The organism is Parvimonas oralis, assembly GCF_047608425.1.
Classification (GTDB): Bacteria; Bacillota; Clostridia; order Tissierellales; family Peptoniphilaceae; genus Parvimonas.
The window spans coordinates 47,992-67,477 of record NZ_JBLKRS010000001.1; the positions used below are offsets into that span (position 1 = coordinate 47,992).

Consider the following 19,486-nt stretch of genomic DNA (forward strand, 5'->3'; position numbering starts at 1 on the left):
TTATCTCTTTCTTAATTGTTCTTTTTGTTCTAAAACATGACGTTTTAATTCGTCTAAATATTCTATTTCATCATTTGAGAAATCAACATTTTTCAAAAATCTTCCTGCACCTTTTATTACCATTAATTCAGGATTTTCCGGATTTAATACTTCTAAATGTGTTCTATCTGTTATTAATTCAACAAGTCCTGGAATTTGAGAAGTGCCTCCTGTTAAAATTAAACCTTTTTCAGAAATATCAGCAATTAATTCAGGCGGAGTTTTTTCTAAAGTTTCTGTTATTGCATTTAAAATTTTGTTTAAAGTCATCCCGATTGCATGAGAAATATCTGAATCATTTACAAAAATATGCATTGGAAGTCCATTCATTACATTTCTTCCTTTAATTTCATACATTGAACCGTCATTTGTAGGATATGCTCTTGCTGCTGATAACTTGATAAGTTCTGCAGTGTTTTCTCCAATCAACATATTATACCTTGTACGAATAAAGTCTGCTATTGCTTGATCAATAGAATTTCCACCGATATTTAAACTTTTTGCAATTATTATTTCTCCATTTGAAATTACAGAAATATCAGTTTTTCCTGCTCCGATATCTACAACCATAGTACCTGATGTCTCATTTACATTAATTCCACAGCCTATTGCAGCAGTTATAGTTTCTTCTAAAAGGACAACATTATTTGCTCCTGCAAGTTTTACTGCTTGAGTAATGGCTCTTTTTTGTACTTGTGTCAATTCACTTGCAATACAAACTAGTACATTTGGTCTAAAGAAATTCTTTCCGATAGATTTCTTAATGGCTCTTTTTATAATGGCTTCAGTTACATTAAAATCTACAATATTCCCAGCTATTACCGGTCTTTTTGCAACTACATTACCGGGAGTACGTCCTAATAATTTTTTTGCGGTTTCTCCATAAGATAATATTTTATTTTTATATGTATCCATAGTAACGACTGATGGTTCATTCACAACGATACCTTTATTTTCAACGAAAGTAACTACCTTTGATGTTCCAAAATCAATGGCAAGAGTTTTTCTAAAATATTTCATAAAAATCTCCTAAAATTTTTCTATATATTTTCCTTAAAAAATTACCCATAATAAAAACAAGGATAATTCTATTTTTAAATTTAATTTAAACATAATTTCCTTGATTAATCAATCTAAACGAAATTAATCTATTATAATTTTACACTAAAAATTACAGATAGTAAAGGGAAAATTGCATATTAAAAAAATTTGATAAAATTTATATGTTGTAGTAAAATAAGAATAATAAAATTAAAATTAATATGGAGGACTTTTATGTTTAGAATGAAAAACAAACTTAATAATTTATATAATGCAAATAAAGAAGTTAAGTTTGCCATTGTTGGAGCAGGAAAAATGGGAAAAGGACTTGTTAATCAGCTTTCAAGAATTAAAGGGCTTACAAGTTCTGTTGTAATTGATGAAAAACCTGAAAAAGCTATGGAAGCTCTTATTTCATCTGGAGTTAGAAAGTCGGATATTACTACAAGTGATAATATAAAAATAATTGAAAATTCTATAAAAAATGGGATGTATGTCGTTTCTGACGATTATTCCATTGCTTGTAAATTACAGGACATTAAAGGTATTGTTGATGCAACTGGCAATCCTCCTTTTGGAGCAATTTTAGCAACAGAAACTATTGAAAATAGAAAGCATATGATTATGCTAAATGTTGAATGTGATGCGGTTATCGGACCTTATTTATATAATTTAGCTAAAAAGAAAAATGTAATTTATACAGGCTCTGCAGGAGATGAACCGGGAGCAATTATGGAACTTGCTGATTTTGCTTTAGGAGCGGGATTTAAACTACTTGCGGTAGGAAAAGGAAAAAATAATCCTCTTAATCATTATATTACTGAAGATGATGTTAGGGAAGAAGCAATTTCAAAAGGACTTTATCCTAAAATACTTGCAGGTTTCATTGACGGAACAAATACTATGATTGAACTTACAAGTGCTGCAAATGCTTTAGGTTTTACTCCTGACGTTATCGGATGTCATGGTCCAAACGCTACACCTAAAGAACTTGGTAAAATATTCTCTTTAAAGGAACAGGGAGGAATTTTAAATAATTATAAGACTGTAGATTTTGCTTTTGGGGTAGCTCCGGGTGTTTTCGCTATCGTTACAAGTGATAGTGATGAAGTTCACGATTTAATGAAATATTTAAAAATGGGTGACGGACCGAATTATGCGATTTATAGACCTTATCATTTAACAAGTTTGGAAACTCCAATTACAATTTATAATGCAATTGTTGAAAAAGAATCAACTATTGTTCCTGCTTGTGGACAAGTTTCTGATACAATTACAGTTGCAAAGAGGGACTTAAAAGCAGGAGAAATTTTGGATGGAATTGGCGGGAAATCCGTTTTTGGAAAGATAACAAGCCATGCGTATCAAAAAAGGAAAAATCTTTTACCTATTGCTATGATTACCAAGAAAACGAAGTTAAAAGTTGATGTAAAAAAAGATGAGCTTATAACTCTTGATATGGTGGAATTAGATGAAAATCATATTATAACAAAACTTAGAAGAAAACAAGATAAATTAGGTCTTTAGGAGAAAATATGGAAATTATTTCTAAATATAAAAATAAAATTGCAATCGTAATTTCTGTTGTTGCAGTTTTTCTGTTTGTTATATTTTTAAGTTTGAAATTCTCAGGTAATGCTAATAAAGAAGTTACTTTTGATTTTTCAAAACCCTATAATAAAATAGAATTTGTAAAAGATGAAATGTTTGTTTTTGAGAAAAACAAATTTTCTCGATACAATAAAAACGGGAAATTGAAAATAGAAAAAGAAATTGTGAATAATGGTAAAATTAGAATTTCAAATGACGTAATTTATTCACTTATGCCTAATGAATTAATTATGTATAGTAAGAATTTTGATGAGATAAAAAAAATATCATTAGAAAAAGAGAGTTTAGATTTTTTTGTTGAAAATAATAAATTAATATTGGTAAATAATGCAAGTTTTAGAATTTTTGATGAAAATTTGACGGAAATATATTCGAATGATGATGTTCAAAATCCGGGATATGTAAAATTTTCAAAAAGTAATAATAATTTTGTATATTCTGATTATTTAAAATCTGAAAATGTTATTAAATCAAGGTTTCATATATTAAATGTAAAAGATAAATCGTCTATTTGTGATTTTACATTTTTTAATGAGTTTATAATAGATTTTGGATTTGTAAATGATTCAGATGATAAACTCTATGTGGTAACAAATGAAAAATTATATCTTTTTGAAAAAAATATCATTAAAAATCAATATTATATTAAAAATTTAAAGAATATTATTTATAGTTCAGGAAAAATATATTTATATTCTGAGGATTTGAAAGTTTTTAATGCTAAGGATTTAAAACTTGAAAAAACTATAGATACTGGAAATGACTATGTAAAAATGTATAATTTGACTGGAGAGATTCTTTTGGTGAAAAAAACGGGGTATGTATTAGTGGACAAATCTAGTTTTAGTATGAAAGAATTTTCTGAAGATATAATAGATTCAATAAAGAGCGAAGATTCAGTCTATTTGATATTAAAAGATAGATATAAAAAGATAAAATAGGAGGGATATTTTGAACGAAAAATATTTATTAATGACTTTTAATTCAGTTAATCATACAATGCAATTGGAAAAAGAACTTAAAAATTTAGAAAAGAAATTTAAAACAATTCCTACGCCAAGGGAAGTAAGCCGTTCTTGCGGTTTGGCTATTTTACTTGATCCAAATGAGCTTGAAACAGTTAAATCTTTAAAAAAGGCTGGAAAAAATGTTGATTATCTTTGGTTTTTTGAAAAGACACAAGATAGAGGAAATGTTGTAACGGAGATAAATATTAATGAATAAATTTTTTGAAAATTTGATTTATTCGGACTCGCTCAGAAGTTTAATTATAAAAATAGTTTTATCGGTCATAGTTTTTTTGGTTGCAAAAATTATTATTTATATTTTTACAAAGGCTTTGACGAATTTAGTTAAAACATATAAAAAGAATGATTTTAGTAATTCGAAAAAAGTAAATTCTATTGTTTCCATCTCATCAAGTGTATTGAAATATATAATTTATTTTATTGTAATAGTTATAATTTTAAGTATTTTTGATGTAAATACTTTATCTTTGATAGCTACTGCCGGAGTTGGTGGTATTATCATTGCCTTTGGAGTTCAAAGTATTATTAAAGATTTATTCAGTGGAGTTTTTATTTTATTGGATGATCAATATAATATTGGAGATGATGTAATAATAAATGGAATTTCAGGAAATGTTATTGCTATAAATATGAGAAATACTCAGATACAAGGTTATGATGGAAGTGTAAATACCATTTCAAACGGAAGTATAACAACTGTTACAAATTTAAGTAAAAATAATCAAAGATCTGTTGTTACTTTTTGTTTTCCAACTGATGTAGATGTTGAAAAAGTTAAGAAAATCATAAATGATTTTTCTCCAGAATTTTCAAAAAAATATAAAAGTGTAATTAAAGATCCGGTATTTTTTGGAGTTACTGAAACTGAAAAATATTATGTAAAGATTGCTATTGCAATTTGGAGTAAACACTCTACGCAATGGCAAAACGAAAAAAATTTAAGAGAAGAATTGTATAAAAAATTTAAAGAAAAAAATATTGAATTTTTGAAACTTGAAAAGGGTGATAAAATTGTATAAATACAAAGTATCGGACATTGTAGTGCTAAAAAAAGAACATCCCTGTGGCACAAATAGATGGGAGATTTTAAAAACGGGAATTGAAATAAAATTGAAATGTCTAGGTTGTGAAAGGGAAGTTTGGATTAAAAGAATTGATTTTGAAAAAAGACTAAGAAAAGTTGAAATCGACGGAAAACTTTTCAAAGTTGCAAATCTATAAAGGAGGTAATTATGGATTTTTTAGAATTGGCAAAAAAGAGATATTCAGTAAGAGATTTTTCAAGTAAAAAGGTTGAAAAAGAAAAGATTTTAAAAATTTTAGAAGCTGGAAAAATTGCACCAACTGCAAAAAATAGCCAACCGATAAAAATATACTATTGTACTGATGATGAAAAATTAAAACTTTTAAATGAGTCATCTCCTTGTGAATATAATTCACAACTTATGTTTGTTATAACATACAATTTGGATGAATGTTGGAACTATGAAGATGGAGTTTCAAGTGGAGTTGTTGATTCTGCAATTGTTGCAACACATATGGTTCTTGAAGCTGAAGATTTAGGATTAGGTTCAGTTATTATCAAAGCATTTAAATCTGAAATAGTTAAGGAAAAATTTGATATTCCTGAACAAAACAAAGTAGAATTACTTTTATTCATGGGATATAAATCTGATAATGCTATGCCTTCACCAATGCATGAAACTTATAAATCAGACGAAGAATTATTTGAGGAATTAAAAATAAGATAATCGGAAAGGAAAATATATGGATAAAATATTGAATGATTTATTTTCTTTTCAAGATATCGAATATAAAAATTTTAATGCTAAACTTATTCCAACAGTAGATAAAGACTTAATAATTGGAGTTAGAACTCCTGATTTAAGAAATTATGCAAAAAAATTATTTAAAGAAGATGAAAAAAGAACTTTTGAATTTTTAAATAATATTCCGCATAAATACTATGAAGAAAATAATTTACATGGATGTTTAATTGAGCAAATAAAAGATTTTGATTTAGCAATGGAATATACAGAAAAATTTATTCCTTTTATTGATAATTGGGCAACTTGCGACTTATTTTCTCCGAAAGTTTTTAAGAAATATCCAAATGAGACATATAGATATATTTTAGATTGGATTAAAGATAAAAAAACTTATGTTATAAGATATGGGGTAGGTCTTTTGCTTTCAAATTATTTGGATGAAAATTTTAAAGAAGAACATTTGAAGATTGTTTCAAAAATAAAGTCCGAAGAGTATTATGTAAATATGATGATTGCATGGTATTTTGCAACTGCCCTTGCTAAACAACAAAAGTATGCTATAAAGTTTATAGAAGATAAAACACTTGATGATTGGACTCATAATAAAGCCATTCAAAAGGCAATAGAAAGCAGAAGAATTACCGAAGAAGAAAAAGCATATCTAAGAAGTTTAAAAGTAAAAATAGTGAAGTAGAATGAAAAGAGAGAACAGCTCTTTTTCATTTAATTTAAAAATATACTTTAAAATTTGTACCTACATTATAGGGTAGTACAATCTAAAAATTGTTAAACTATATCTAGAAAGGGGAAATCAAATGAGTATAATAAAATCTTTTAATAGTACGATAGATTATATAGAAACTGTTTTAGAAGATGAAATTGATGAAAAGAAAATAACTCATTTATCCGGATATTCTTATGCGATGTTTAGTCGATTATTTTCTATTCTGACTGAAACAACACTTTCAGAATATTTGAGAGGAAGAAAATTAACAGAGGCTGCGATTGCTTTAAGAGATACGGATGAAAAAGTAATTGAAATTGCATTTAGATTTGGATATGAGTCATCAGACTCTTTTGGAACAGCTTTCAAGAATTTTCATGGATTTACTCCTTCTGAAGTAAGAAATGGAAAACCATTCAAATTGGTTTCCAGAATTCAATTAGCTTTAACAGTTAAAGGAGGAAGAAGTATGAATGTTACAATTCAAAAGAAAGGTTCATTTACAGTTGCAGGTTTCAATGAAGAAAATATTAATTCATCATTATGTCCAAAAGTTTGGAATAAATTATATGAAAAATATAGCCATGAAGAACTTGCAAGTCTAGGAGATGGAGAAAGTGTAGGTATTTGTCATGACGTAGAAAGTCCAAATGTAATAAATTACATGGCAGGATATATTGTTACGGATGTAGATAAAGCAAAAAGTATGGGACTTGATATCCTAGAAGTAGAAGAGGCTGAATATGCTATTGTTGAACTAAAAGGAGTAGTTCCTGAATGTATTCACAATGGTTGGAAGTATGTAATGGAAGTGTTTTTTCCGGAACATGGATATGTTCATTCGGGAACTCCTGACTTTGAATATTACTATGAAGGGGATATGGATAGTAAAGATTATAAAATGGAATTATGGATTCCAATTGTAAAAGCATAATATATTAAAAATAAATTAGAGCCATTGGCTCTTTTTTGTACCCTTGATCTCACATAAATTTTATCATAACACTTCCCAATTTTTTTATTGATAATTTATACGCAATAAAAATATGTTATAATATAGTTATTAAATTATGTTATAGATTTTAAAAATATTTATTTGGGAGGTTTGTATTTATATATGAATAATTTTTTTGAAGCATTGATAGGAGAAAAATCAGAAAGCAAAAATATATTTTCTCCTCTAATTGGAGAATGGGAAATTGAATGGGTTGATGGAAAAGGAACTGAAAAAGAAAGGCATGTAATAGGAGAATGGTTGTTTTCAGAGATATTGAATGGTCAAGGAATTCAAGATGTTTTCATTTGTCCTTCAAGAGTAGAAAGAGCTGTAAATCCACAACCGGATGCTGAATATGGTACAACTATAAGAATATATAACCCTAAAAAGAAAAAATGGGATATTTGCTATTCTTGTTTAGGAAAAATGGTTTGTTTGGAAGCAGAAAAAATAGATGATAAAATTGTACTAGTGAATAAAGAGAAAACAGAGGGTCTTAATCAATGGATATTTTCAAATATTACTCTCGATACATTTCATTGGGAAAGCAAGACGTCTTTTGATAATGGCAAGAGTTGGGTTACAAATGGTGAAGTATTTGCAAAGAGAAAATATTGAATATATAGATTGAATTTAATATGAAAGGTAGTGTAAAAAATTTTTTTATCTTAACACACTACCTTTTTTGTTGGACTTGACGAAAATATCTCAATAGTATAAAATTAACCGTAATTATATTTTCATTATTGAAAGTGTAGTTAATTCTATTTTTAAAATTTTTTAAAATTAGAAATGAAGTATTTTATTGTTGTCGTTGGAGGCAGTACATGATGTATTTATTTAAAGGTAAATATAAAAAACATTTTATTTTATATTTTGTTGTATGTATTTTTCTTGCATTATTAATAGTTGGAGACTCTTTTTTATTGCAATTTATTGTTGCAAATTCTTTCAATGGTTCTAAAAATTTTAGTACTATTGTATTTTTTGTTGCCATTTTTATTATTTTACAAGCTTTTGGTTATTTTTTACAAGGTTATATGAGTGAAAAAATAATTAAATTGATTAGTTCAAATTTGAGTGAAAATATATTTATAAATATATTTGATACTAAAGGGTTAACAAATACAGATGATGATATTTCACAAGAAATAGTAGCATTGACTACACAATTAGAAACTTTTGAGGTCAGTTATTTAAATACAATTTTATGGGGGGAATATTTATTTTGTCAATTTTTACTAGCAGTTATTGCAAGTTTAATAATAAAACCGGTATTTGTTATAATTATCTTAATTTTGAGTGTCCCTTCTTTATCTGTAGCTATTCTTTCAAAGAAAGCAATTTCTGAATGTAGAAAAGATGTTATTTTAAATCAAGAAAAATTTATTTCTAGTACTGTTGATTTTATTCAAGGGAGTAGAAATATAATATATTTTAATTCTAAAGATGAGATATATAAAAAATTTATTAGAAATAAAGAAAATATGTTAAAATCACAATTAAAAGGTGCTAAAGTTAATGCAAAAACGGATATGTTTAATAAATTTTCCAGTGCAATATTGTATTATGGAATATGGTTAGTCGGTTCATATTTTATAATAATCGGAAATATGAATTTAGCACAGATTATAGCATTTACACAATTAGTTAGCAGTATATCATTTCCTTTGCATATGGTTTTGGGGCTAACGAGTGATTATTATAACGGAAAGGAAGTTAAAAAATATTTAGAAAAATATATAAATTTCAATTTTGAAAGAAGAAAAAATAGCAATGAGATTGAATTTAAAGAAATTGCTATAAAAAATTTAAACTTTTCTGTAAATGATGTAAAACTTTTAAATAATGTCAATTTGTCTTTACAATTTAACAGAAAGTATGTATTATTGGGAGAATCCGGATCAGGAAAATCAACTTTCGTAAATTTATTATTTAATAATAAATCTGATTTTACAGGCGAAATTCTTATTGATGATATAGACATAAGAAAAATAGATAGAAGTCAATTATTCGATAACATTGGATATTTTCCACAAAAAAATTATATTTTTAATAATAGTATTAGAGAAAACTTAACTGTTTTTAATAATAAGATTAAAGATGAAGACTTAATTTTAGCTATAAGAAATGTAGGATTGTCAGAATGGTTTTTAAATAAAAGTTTAGATGATGTAATTAGTGAGAATTCATTTAATTTATCCGGTGGAGAAAGGCAGAGATTTTTACTTGCTAGACTATTGTTAAGAAGATATAAATTTTTGATATTGGATGAGATATTTACAGGATTAGACAAAGAGAATATATTATATATTGAAGAATTGCTGTCAAAATTAGATATAGGATTTTTAGTGATAACTCACAATAGCAAAAATTTGTTAAATTTTGTAGATGATATTTTAGAAATAAGAAAAAATAATATATTAAAAATAAATTAGAGCCATTGGCTCTTTTTTGTTGGACTTGACGAAAATATCTTAATAGTATAAAATTAACTGTAATTATATTTTTATTATTGAATTTAATTAACTCTATTTTTAAATAAAAAAGATTATATTTTATTGTTGTCGTTGGGGGAGAGATGGAAAATTTAAGCACAGTAGTCGAAAGATTAAAAAAACTGCAACAAAATTTATCAGAAATTGGTGATTCACTTTGACATTTCAAAGTTAGAGGAAGATTACAGAGATTTTGAGACTCAAACTTTCGAAGAAGATTTTTGGAATGATTCTAAAAAGGCAAAGTTAATTTTAGATAATATGAAAAATTTAAAATGTAAAATTGAAACTTTTACTTGTCTAAGTCAAAAAATTGTAGATTCTATAGAATTTTTAGAAATTTTATCTGACGAAGAATTTATGGAATATGAAAAAGAAGCGTTAAAAAATATTTATAATATCGAAAAGGAATATTTATCTTTAAAGTTAAATACCTTAATGGTTGGAGAATATGATTCAAACAATGCTATTTTAGAAATTCATGCTGGAGCTGGTGGTACAGATGCTCAGGATTGGACTGAAATGTTACAACGTCTTTATACAAGATGGATTAACAGTAAAGGTTTTTCATTTTCAATTTTGGATTATAATTCTGATACTGAAGGAGGAATTAAATCTGTTACTTTAAAAGTTGATGGCAAAAATGCTTATGGATTTTTAAAAGGGGAAAAAGGAGTTCATAGACTTGTTAGAATTTCTCCTTATGATTCGTCTAATAAAAGGCATACAAGTTTTGCAAGTGTAGATGTTTTTCCGGAGATTGAAGAAATTACCGATATTGAAATAAATCCTAAAGATTTACGGATTGATACTTATAGATCCGGAGGAGCAGGAGGACAACATGTAAATAAAACAGATTCTGCAGTTAGAATAACACATATTCCAACGGGAGTAACTGTTTCTTGTCAATCCGAAAGAAGCCAAATGTTTAATAGAGATACGGCTATGAGACAGCTTATTGCAAAACTTTTGATTATAAAGCAGGAAGAAAATAGAGAAAAAATAGAAGATATTCAAGGAAAGTATTCCCAAATTGCATGGGGTTCACAGATAAGATCTTATGTTTTTCAACCCTATACACTTGTCAAAGATCATCGTACAGGTTATGAAACAGGAAATGTCGAGTCTGTTATGAATGGGAATATTGACGAGTTTATCAACCAATATTTATGTGAGTTAGTTAAAAAAAGCAGGTGATTTTATGAAAAGAGAAACAGCAACTAGAATCGTTGCACTTGTATTGGCTTTAATGATGGTAGTTGGAGTAATACCGGCAATTATAGGGCTATTTAAGTAATGCAAGTTGTAAATATAAATTATAGTAAATCTAAAGAAGTTTTTGAAGTAGTTTTTGAAGATGAAACAAAACTTCTTTTGAATTATAATATTTTTGAAAAGTATAAAGTTTCAGTTGATATGTATTTTTCAGAAGATGAAATTTTAGAAATGAAGTATTTTTCAGATATTGAAAGAGCAAAGTCAAGAGCAATTAATTATATTTCTGGAAAATTGAAAACAAAATATGAAGTGAGATTAAAACTTAAAGAGAATGGCTTTGCAGAAGATATTATAGACGAAGTTTTGGATATTTTAGAAAAAGAGGAATATCTAAATGATAAAGTCTATTGTGAGATATTTATTGAAGATAAAAAAAAATTAAATGGATATGGGAAAAATAAAATCAAATCTTTATTAATTCAAAAAGGAATTTCTAAGAATATTTTTGAAGATTTTTTGAATGAGTTTGAATACGATGAAGAATTTGATAATGCTCTTAAAATGGGTATAAAAAAGTTGAATCTACTGTCAAATGAAGAAGATAATTTTAAAAAAAAGCAAAAGATTATAAATTATTTGACTTATAGAGGTTTCGGTTTTGATGTAATAAATGATGTTTTAAGGGAAATTTTATGATGACTTATGTTTATATGTTGGAGTGTAAGGACGGAAGTTTTTATACAGGTTATACTACTGATTTAAGAGCCAGATATGAGAAACATAATTCAGGTTGCGGTGCAAAATATACGAGAGGGAGAACTCCTGTAAAACTCGTTTATTTTGAAATTTTTGAAACAAAGTCTGAAGCACTTAAGAGAGAAATTAAGATAAAAAAGATGAATAGGTTAAGAAAAGAAAAATTAGTATTAAATTTTAATAAAAGCAAATTTTCTACTTATATGGAAGGTGATGTTTTATGATTAATGAAAATTTATATAATCAATATAATGATTTAAGAGAAAATTTAGCGGAATTATTACTTTTAAAAGAAGAAATTATTTCAATTAGAAATGATTTGGTTTTAGAAGATGAGGAAAAGTTTAAACTTTTATATAAAAAAAATATGGAAAGCCTTATAAAAATTCAAAAAACACTTGAAAGAGATGTTATGAATCTTTTTAGGGCAGGAGAAATTTTAAAAACACTTGAATTTGCTGATAATTTTGTAGATGTGAGTCAAGTTTATACAATTATAAATTTGGAAAATAGAAACAGCAAAAAATTTAATTCAAATGAGGTTAAAAATTTTGTAGGATTGTTTGATGAGCTTGACACTGATGAAAACAATACTTGTAATGATGTTTTTAAGGCCATTGCAAAGGAAATTTCTCCACAAATAAATAGTAAAAATTGGGATAAAGAACTTTGGAAAAAAACGCTAAAAGCTAAAGCTGATGACAGCAAAAGAACGATGAATAAAATTTTTAAGACGATTGAAGAAGAAAGATTGATAAAAAATCCGATAGATTTTAATGTTGATGAGTATTCAGAAAATATTCGAATTTTGGAAAATAATTTGGAATTTTTACAAAGAGAAGTGAAAAATCTTGGAGAGTCTTGTAAAGATACTCTTGATGAAAAAAAAGTAGAAAAAATGCAGAGATTATTGAAAAAAGTTGAAACTAAAAAGGCAGATATAAATCATTCAATTGAAATTTTAACAAAAATAAAAAATGGTTTGATGGACGGTTTTATTGCATCTTTACCTACAAATAAAAATGGAATGTTAAATTAGGAGGAGAATATGGAATTAAAGTATGAAATTACAGAGGAATTAGGTATCTTATCCGAAAATGAAAAAGGATGGAGGAAAGAGTTAAATTTAGTAAGCTGGAATGAAAGAGAAGCTAAGTATGATATAAGAGATTGGAATCCGACTCATGAGAGAATGTCTAAAGGGATAACTCTTACAAAGGAAGAAGCAAAAGCTCTTTATGAAATCTTAAAGGAAGAATTTGGAGAATAGTGTGAAAAAACTTTTTGGAAAATTTATTATAGGATTATCAAAATTTTTAGATAAAATTTTAGGAGCAGTAGTAAACGGTTTATCTTATATTGTAAATTTATTGAGCAGTATTTCAGTATTTTTAGTATTGATAGGAATCGGATTTCTAACTTTAGGTTCGTTTTTGCTACCTTTAGTGCTTATATTTTTGCTTTCCAGTCCGTTTTTTTGGCTAATTATATTCGTGTTTTTCATAGTTCCATTTTTAGGAAAGAAATTTATTTCTTTTCTAAGATATATTAATTATTCATTATGTGAATATTTGAATGATTATGGGAATTTTTTGTTAGGAAACAACAAGGGTTATTCATCATTTAAAGAATATAAAAGAAAATATGAAAGAGCTCAAGAAGAACAATATGAAAGAGAAAGAGAAGAAAGACAAAGAAGAGAACAGGAAGAATGGGAAAGAAGATTTAAAGCTTTTAATGAATATTTTTCAAATCAAGGCGGATACTATGGGGGATACCAAGGATATCAGGGCTATGGCTATCAAAATGCAGGTACAACTTACGATCCATATAGCGATTTTAAAAACAAATTTGAAAATGCTTGTAGGGTTTTAGAGTTTAATACTTATGATATAGATTTTTATCAAGTTAAGTTACAATATAGGAAACTTGCTAAAAAATATCATCCGGATTTGAATAGAGATAGAGATACCACAGAAAAATTTCAAGAAATTAATTCAGCTTTTGAATTTTTAACAGAAGAAAATATAAAAAGATATAATCAGATGAAAAGATAGCAGAAGATAATCGCTATCTTTTTTTAATTTTAAAAATGTGGTAAAATATATATATAATAAAATATTTGGAGGTAGTTATGAATATAGTAGATCGTTTTGTGGAATATGCAAAAATGGACACTCAATCAAATCCTAAGTCTGAAACTGTTCCTTCAACAGAGAAACAAAAAAACTTGGGAAATTTACTTGTGAAACAATTAAAGGAAATGGGAATTGAAAATGCCCATATTGATGAAAAGGGTTACGTTTATGCACATTTAAAATCAAATGTAGAAAAAAATCTTAAAAAAGTCGGTTTTATTGCACATATGGATACTGCAACAGAACTTACCGGAGCAAATGTAAATCCGCAATTTGTTGATTACAAGGGTGGAGATATAAAATTAAATGATGAATTTACTATGTCCGTAAAAGAATTTCCTTGTTTAAATGAAGTTGTAGGAGAAAGACTTATAACAACTGATGGAAATACTTTATTGGGTGCTGATGATAAGTCAGGAATTGCAATTATTATGGATGCAATTCAAAAAATTATATCAAATAATTTACCACATGGAGATATTTCAATAGGCTTTACTCCTGATGAAGAAATTGGACGTGGAGCTGACCATTTTGATGTTAAGAAATTTGGTGCAGATTTTGCTTATACAATTGACGGTGGACCTATTGGAGAACTTGAATATGAAAGTTTCAATGCTTGTAGTGCAGTTGTAGATATTAAAGGAAAAAATGTTCATCCGGGTTCAGCAAAGGATATTATGAGAAATTCACTTATGGTTGCTCATAATCTTTTATCAATGTTACCTGCAAATGAAAGACCTGAACATACTGAAGGATATGACGGTTTCTATCATTTATTGGAAATGAACGGAGATACTGAAAATACTCATATGGAATTTATCATAAGAGATTTTGATAGAGAAAAATTTGAATATAAAAAAGAATATATGAAAAAAATAGTTGAAGTTTTGAATTTCAGATATGATAATTCAATTACTTTAGAACTTAAAGATTCATATTACAATATGAGAGAAAAATTGGAAGATAGAAAAGATATAATCGACCTTGCTTATAATTCAATGGTTGAAATCGGAATTACTCCAAAAATTCAAGCAATTAGAGGAGGTACTGACGGCTCAAGACTATCTTATATGGGACTTCCTTGTCCGAATATTTTTGCAGGTGGATTTAACTTCCATGGCAGATTTGAATTTGTTCCTGTTTCATATATGGAAAAAGGATCAGAATTATTAGTTAAAATTGTAGAAAATATCGTAAAAGGAGAATAATATGAATTTAAAACCGGAAAGAGTTTTTCACTATTTTAGAGAACTTTCAGATATTCCTCGTGAATCACATAATGAAAAGGCAGTATCTGATTACATCTATAATTTTGGTAAAAAATTAGGACTTGAAACAAAGCAAGATGATATTCTTAATGTCTATATAAGAAAACCTGCTACAAAAGGTTATGAAAACAAACCGGGAATAATCCTACAAGGACATATGGATATGGTTTGTGAAAAAGCTACAAGTTCAAAACATAATTTTGCAACAGATAAAATCGAATGGGTAATTAAAGATGATTTACTTTTTGCAAATAATACTACTCTTGGAGCAGATGATGGAATTGCAGTTGCAATGGCAATGGCAATTTTGGAAGATGAAACTCTAGTTCATCCTGAACTTGAAGTGCTTATTACAGTTACAGAAGAAACTACAATGGCAGGAGCTTTAGGACTTGAAAAAGGTCTATTAAAAGGAAAATACTTTTTTAATATCGACTCTGAAGAAGAAGGTATTTTGACTCTTGGTTCCGCTGGTGGTACTTTATTTAAAACAAATTTGGAATTAAAATTTGAAAATAAGGAAGTAGAGCTTGTTAAACTTCATTTTGACGGATATCTAGGCGGACATTCAGGAATGGAAATTGGCAAGAATAGAAGAAATATGATTAAAACAATTGCTGAATTTATAAAAGAGAGCGGACTTTCAATCTCCAGTGTAAACTGTGGAAATAAAGATAATGCAATTCCTAGAGTTGGAGAAATTGTAATTGAAAATTCACCAAAATTGGATGAATTAATTGCTAAATTTACAGAAAAATACAATGGGGAAGAACAACTTACAATAGATAAAAAAGAAGTTTTCATTGGGAAGGTTTTGACAAATGCATTAAGAGATACATTAGTTGAAATTTTAGAAGAATTGCCAACAGGTGTTAATACAAAGGATGAAACTGGAATTATAAGTTCATCAAACCTTGCAATAGTTCAAACTACAGAAAATGAAATTATAATCCGCGACTCTATTCGTTCATCTTCATTGAGTATTTTAGCAGATATGAAGTCATCTTTTAGTAAAATCGGAGAAAAATTTGGCTTGAATTATGAATTTTCAGGTGGTTATCCTTCATGGGAAAAGAAAGAAAATTCAACACTACAAAAATATGCAAACAAAGTTTATAAAGAGTTAACTGGAAAAGAATTTGAAAATATTATAGTTCATGCAGGACTTGAATGTGGAGCAATTTATGAAAAATATCCAAATCTTGAATTGATTTCATTTGGACCTGACATCAGAGGAGCACATACTCCACAAGAGAATCTTTCAATTCCTTCAACAGAAAGAGTTTATGACTTTACACTAAAATTAATTGAAGAAATTGCAAAAAATTAATTTTAAATATTTAATCAAAAAAATCAGCTAATAACTTAGCTGGTTTTTTGTTGATATTTTAAGGTTTATTTAATATAATTAATATATAATAAATAAAATATTTTATATGGGGGTCTTTATGAGTGATATTGAATTTAAGTTTGCGAGTAAGTCAATCAAAAATGGAGAAAGTACAAAGTTATGTTCAATTTTAAATGTGACACCAGATTCTTTTTCAGATGGTGGAAAATACTTTGATTTGGAAAATGCTGTTAAGAGAGCAAAAGAGCTTGTTTCAAAAGGGGCATATATGCTTGACATAGGCGGAGAGTCCACAAGACCTGGAAGTAAATTAATTTCCGTAGAAGAAGAGATTGAAAGAATTGTTCCGATTATCAAAGCGATTAAGTCTGAAATGGATGTTGTTATTTCCGTAGATACTTGGAAATCTGAAGTTGCTAAGGCAGCAATAGATGCAGGTGCGGATATTATTAACGATATTACAGGTTTACTCGGTGATGAAAAAATGGTTGATGTCATTGCAAATTCAAATGTTGGATATATTATGATGTTTAATCCCGTAATCATAAGGCCAGAACATGAAGGTTCTAAAATTTTTCCAAAGTTTGGCAAAAATGCTTTTATAACGGATAAAGATTTGGAATATTTACAAAGTTTAGATATTTTAGACATGATGGAAGAATGTTTTAATAAAACTTTAAAGATTGCCATTTCAAAGGGGATAGATAAATCAAGAATTTGTTTAGATCCCGGTATCGGTTTTGCTCTTACAAAAAGAGAAAACTTAGAATTGATTAAGGGAATAGATAGAATTCATGATATGGGATATTTATCCTTTTTAGGAGTTTCCAGAAAGAGATTTGTAGTAAATATTTTAACTGAAAATAATATTGACTCAGATATAAAAACAGAAGAAGGACTTTCTAATGTAGATTTGGCATCTGCATATTTAAGTGCGATTGCATCTTTTAAAGGTGTAAATATACTAAGAGCTCATGATTTTGATAAACATTTTTCAGCAATTTTAATTGGAGATGCAATTAGAATGGCAGATAAAAGCGAAGATATTAATTTTGAAGCATATAAAAAATAGGAGGACTTATGAGTAAAGTTTGGATTGCTTTAGGTAGTAATATGGGAGAAGGTCGGAAAAATCTTGATTTAGCAATTAAGATGATGAACGAAAGAGGAGTTTTAGTTGAAAAAGTTTCAACTTATATAGAAACTGAGCCTTATGGTTATACAGAACAGGATAACTTTGTAAATGCAGTTTGTATAGCTGAGACAAAGCTTAGTCCTAGAGAGCTTTTAGAAGTTCTTTTGAAAATAGAGCTTGATATGGGACGAGTTAGAATAATCAAATGGGGGCCAAGAATTATTGACTTAGATATTTTATTCTATGAAGATTTAATAATTGATGAAGAAGATTTAAAAGTTCCACATATTGAAATACAAAAAAGATCTTTTGTTTTAGAGCCTATGAATGAGATAAGTCCGGATAAAATTCATCCTGTATTTAAAAAGACTGTTCATCAATTATTGTTGGATTTAAACTCTTGTGATATTTAGAATTTAGGCTATTATTCTTGAAAAAATAGAGTTTTTATGTTAATATTATGTAAGATAAAAGATAATTAAGGAGGTTTTTTATGACGCCACATAATAGAGCTATAGAAGGAGAAATTGCAGAAACTGTCTTAATGCCAGGAGATCCTTTAAGAGCGAAGTTTATTGCAGAAAATTTTTTAGAAGATGTTACATTATTTAATGATGTAAGAGGAATGTTAGGTTATACAGGAACTTATAAGGGTAAAAAAGTTTCAGTAATGGGAAGCGGAATGGGTGTTCCATCAATTGGAATTTATTCTTATGAATTAATCCATTTTTATGGAGTTAAGAATTTAATCAGAATCGGTTCTTGTGGAGCTTATAGCGATAAACTTAAATTATATGATGTAGTTGTAGGAATGGCTGCTTCAACAGATTCAAATTTTGCTCATCAATATAAATTAGATGGAATATATTCAGCAAACTGTTCTTGGGAACTTTTAAGAAAAACTTATGAAGTATCAAAAGAACAAAATATTGATATCAATGTAGGCAATATTTTCTGTTCAGACATTTTTTATAATGCTTCACCTGAAGATTGGAAAAAATGGGCACAAATGGGAGTTCTAGCAGTAGATATGGAAAGTTATGCTCTTTATTGTAATGCTAATTATGCAGGGGTTAATGCAATTACAATATTAACTGTTTCAGACTCATTCCATTTTAAAGAAATTACAACACCGGAAGAAAGACAAAACAGTTTTACAACTATGATGAAATTAGCATTGGAGATAGCATAATGGAATTAAATAGATATATGGATCATACTGCATTAAAGGCAGATACTACTTATGAAATGATAGACAAACTTTGTGAAGAGGCTAAAAAATATGACTTTTTCTCTGTTTGTGTAAATGGTTGTCATGTAAAAAGATGTGCTGAAAACTTAAAAGGTTCAAATACTAAAGTTTGTACTGTTGTAGGATTTCCACTAGGAGCAATGACAACAGAAAGTAAAGTTTTTGAAACTGAAAATGCAATCAAAAATGGTGCAAATGAAATTGATATGGTAATCAATATAGGAGCATTAAAATCAAATGATTTAGACTTTGTATTTAATGATATAAAGGCGCTTGTAGATGCCACAAGAGGAAAAGCACTTTTAAAAGTTATTATAGAAACTTGTCTTTTAACTGATGAAGAAATTGTAAAAGTTTCTGAACTTTGTGTTAAGGCAGGAGCAGAATTTGTAAAAACTTCAACAGGATTTAGCACTTCAGGTGCAAATGAACATGTTGTTGCACTTATGAAAAAAACTGTAGGAGAAAATGCTAAAGTTAAAGCTAGTGGAGGAATTAGAGATAAGGCTACTGCTTTAAAAATGATTGAATTAGGTGCTGACAGATTGGGTGTAAGTGCAAGTGTGAAAATAATTTCAGAATAATTTGTGGAAGTTGGAAACAACTTCCTTTTTTTTTATAATTACGATTTTTTAAATACATTTGATTGTTATTATCTTTT

Annotated in this window: 23 protein-coding genes; 22 read left to right on the forward strand and 1 reads right to left on the reverse strand. The window is 27.7% G+C overall.

The window, feature by feature from the left end; genetic code table 11:
• The gene (locus ACMX2D_RS00300; RefSeq protein WP_009448070.1) at positions 1-1,059 is read right to left on the reverse strand and encodes a rod shape-determining protein; all 1,059 of its coding nucleotides are present in this window, start codon (positions 1,057-1,059) and stop codon (positions 1-3) included.
• 255 nt (positions 1,060-1,314) lie between these two features.
• Between ACMX2D_RS00300 and ACMX2D_RS00305 the strand changes: the two genes are divergently transcribed.
• The 22 genes from ACMX2D_RS00305 (at position 1,315) to deoC (ending at position 19,409) form a co-directional block, all read left to right on the forward strand.
• Positions 1,315-2,607 carry an NAD(P)H-dependent oxidoreductase gene (locus ACMX2D_RS00305; protein ID WP_414971063.1) on the forward strand — a complete coding sequence of 431 codons (1,293 nt, stop codon included), beginning with the start codon at positions 1,315-1,317 and terminating at the stop codon, positions 2,605-2,607.
• 8 nt (positions 2,608-2,615) lie between these two features.
• Positions 2,616-3,632 carry a hypothetical protein gene (locus ACMX2D_RS00310; protein ID WP_414972283.1) on the forward strand — a complete coding sequence of 339 codons (1,017 nt, stop codon included), beginning with the start codon at positions 2,616-2,618 and terminating at the stop codon, positions 3,630-3,632.
• A 10-nt stretch (positions 3,633-3,642) separates the two neighbouring features.
• A complete protein-coding gene (locus ACMX2D_RS00315; RefSeq protein WP_414971060.1) occupies positions 3,643-3,915 on the forward strand; it encodes a putative Se/S carrier protein in 273 nt (90 codons plus the stop codon).
• Positions 3,908-4,738 (forward strand): mechanosensitive ion channel family protein, encoded by an 831-nt coding sequence (locus tag ACMX2D_RS00320; RefSeq protein WP_278478609.1) that lies wholly within the window; start codon positions 3,908-3,910, stop codon positions 4,736-4,738. Before ACMX2D_RS00315 ends, ACMX2D_RS00320 begins: the two co-directional genes overlap by 8 nt.
• Positions 4,731-4,940 (forward strand): DUF951 domain-containing protein, encoded by a 210-nt coding sequence (locus tag ACMX2D_RS00325; protein ID WP_009372460.1) that lies wholly within the window; start codon positions 4,731-4,733, stop codon positions 4,938-4,940. The genes ACMX2D_RS00320 and ACMX2D_RS00325 overlap by 8 nt, the downstream gene beginning before the upstream one ends.
• Before the next feature lie 11 nt (positions 4,941-4,951).
• Positions 4,952-5,470: a nitroreductase family protein gene (locus ACMX2D_RS00330; protein ID WP_414972284.1), complete on the forward strand. Its 519-nt coding sequence runs from the start codon at positions 4,952-4,954 to the stop codon at positions 5,468-5,470.
• Between the two features lie 16 nt (positions 5,471-5,486).
• Complete coding sequence (locus ACMX2D_RS00335; protein WP_414972285.1) at positions 5,487-6,182, forward strand: DNA alkylation repair protein; 696 nt, start codon at positions 5,487-5,489, stop codon at positions 6,180-6,182.
• Positions 6,183-6,303: 121 nt separating this feature from the next.
• Positions 6,304-7,146: an AraC family transcriptional regulator gene (locus tag ACMX2D_RS00340; RefSeq protein ID WP_248110779.1), complete on the forward strand. Its 843-nt coding sequence runs from the start codon at positions 6,304-6,306 to the stop codon at positions 7,144-7,146.
• Between the two features lie 183 nt (positions 7,147-7,329).
• On the forward strand, positions 7,330-7,827 hold the full coding sequence (locus ACMX2D_RS00345) for a hypothetical protein (protein ID WP_118059040.1): 498 nt from the start codon (positions 7,330-7,332) through the stop codon (positions 7,825-7,827).
• Between the two features lie 212 nt (positions 7,828-8,039).
• Positions 8,040-9,647, forward strand: coding sequence for an ATP-binding cassette domain-containing protein (locus tag ACMX2D_RS00350; RefSeq protein ID WP_414972286.1), 1,608 nt, complete (start codon positions 8,040-8,042; stop codon positions 9,645-9,647).
• Positions 9,648-9,790: 143 nt separating this feature from the next.
• Positions 9,791-10,904, forward strand: a protein-coding gene (gene prfB, locus ACMX2D_RS00355) for a peptide chain release factor 2 (protein WP_414972287.1) whose coding sequence is annotated in 2 segments (ribosomal slippage) — positions 9,791-9,865 and positions 9,867-10,904 — 1,113 coding nt in all. Because the reading frame shifts where the segments join, the coding sequence is not laid out codon by codon here.
• Between the two features lie 99 nt (positions 10,905-11,003).
• Positions 11,004-11,621, forward strand: a complete 618-nt coding sequence (locus ACMX2D_RS00360; RefSeq protein ID WP_414972288.1) for a regulatory protein RecX — start codon at positions 11,004-11,006, stop codon at positions 11,619-11,621.
• Positions 11,618-11,905, forward strand: coding sequence for a GIY-YIG nuclease family protein (locus ACMX2D_RS00365; protein ID WP_414972289.1), 288 nt, complete (start codon positions 11,618-11,620; stop codon positions 11,903-11,905). Before ACMX2D_RS00360 ends, ACMX2D_RS00365 begins: the two co-directional genes overlap by 4 nt.
• Positions 11,902-12,720 (forward strand): hypothetical protein, encoded by an 819-nt coding sequence (locus ACMX2D_RS00370; RefSeq protein WP_414972290.1) that lies wholly within the window; start codon positions 11,902-11,904, stop codon positions 12,718-12,720. Before ACMX2D_RS00365 ends, ACMX2D_RS00370 begins: the two co-directional genes overlap by 4 nt.
• 9 nt (positions 12,721-12,729) lie before the next feature.
• The gene (locus ACMX2D_RS00375; protein WP_009448329.1) at positions 12,730-12,951 is read left to right on the forward strand and encodes a YdbC family protein; all 222 of its coding nucleotides are present in this window, start codon (positions 12,730-12,732) and stop codon (positions 12,949-12,951) included.
• A 1-nt stretch (position 12,952) separates the two neighbouring features.
• A complete protein-coding gene (locus tag ACMX2D_RS00380; RefSeq protein WP_414971048.1) occupies positions 12,953-13,738 on the forward strand; it encodes a J domain-containing protein in 786 nt (261 codons plus the stop codon).
• Between the two features lie 77 nt (positions 13,739-13,815).
• On the forward strand, positions 13,816-15,027 hold the full coding sequence (pepT, locus tag ACMX2D_RS00385; RefSeq protein WP_414972291.1) for a peptidase T: 1,212 nt from the start codon (positions 13,816-13,818) through the stop codon (positions 15,025-15,027).
• A gap of 1 nt (position 15,028) precedes the next feature.
• Positions 15,029-16,417, forward strand: coding sequence for a beta-Ala-His dipeptidase (gene pepD, locus ACMX2D_RS00390; protein ID WP_414972292.1), 1,389 nt, complete (start codon positions 15,029-15,031; stop codon positions 16,415-16,417).
• A gap of 118 nt (positions 16,418-16,535) precedes the next feature.
• Entirely contained in the window at positions 16,536-17,510 is a 975-nt protein-coding gene (gene folP / locus ACMX2D_RS00395; RefSeq protein ID WP_414972294.1) for a dihydropteroate synthase, read from the forward strand.
• An 8-nt stretch (positions 17,511-17,518) separates the two neighbouring features.
• Positions 17,519-17,986: a 2-amino-4-hydroxy-6-hydroxymethyldihydropteridine diphosphokinase gene (gene folK, locus ACMX2D_RS00400; RefSeq protein ID WP_009447938.1), complete on the forward strand. Its 468-nt coding sequence runs from the start codon at positions 17,519-17,521 to the stop codon at positions 17,984-17,986.
• Positions 17,987-18,066: 80 nt separating this feature from the next.
• Positions 18,067-18,765: a purine-nucleoside phosphorylase gene (deoD, locus tag ACMX2D_RS00405; RefSeq protein WP_414972296.1), complete on the forward strand. Its 699-nt coding sequence runs from the start codon at positions 18,067-18,069 to the stop codon at positions 18,763-18,765.
• A complete protein-coding gene (deoC, locus tag ACMX2D_RS00410) occupies positions 18,765-19,409 on the forward strand; it encodes a deoxyribose-phosphate aldolase (RefSeq protein WP_414972297.1) in 645 nt (214 codons plus the stop codon). Before deoD ends, deoC begins: the two co-directional genes overlap by 1 nt.
• The last annotated feature ends 77 nt before the right edge of the window (positions 19,410-19,486 follow it).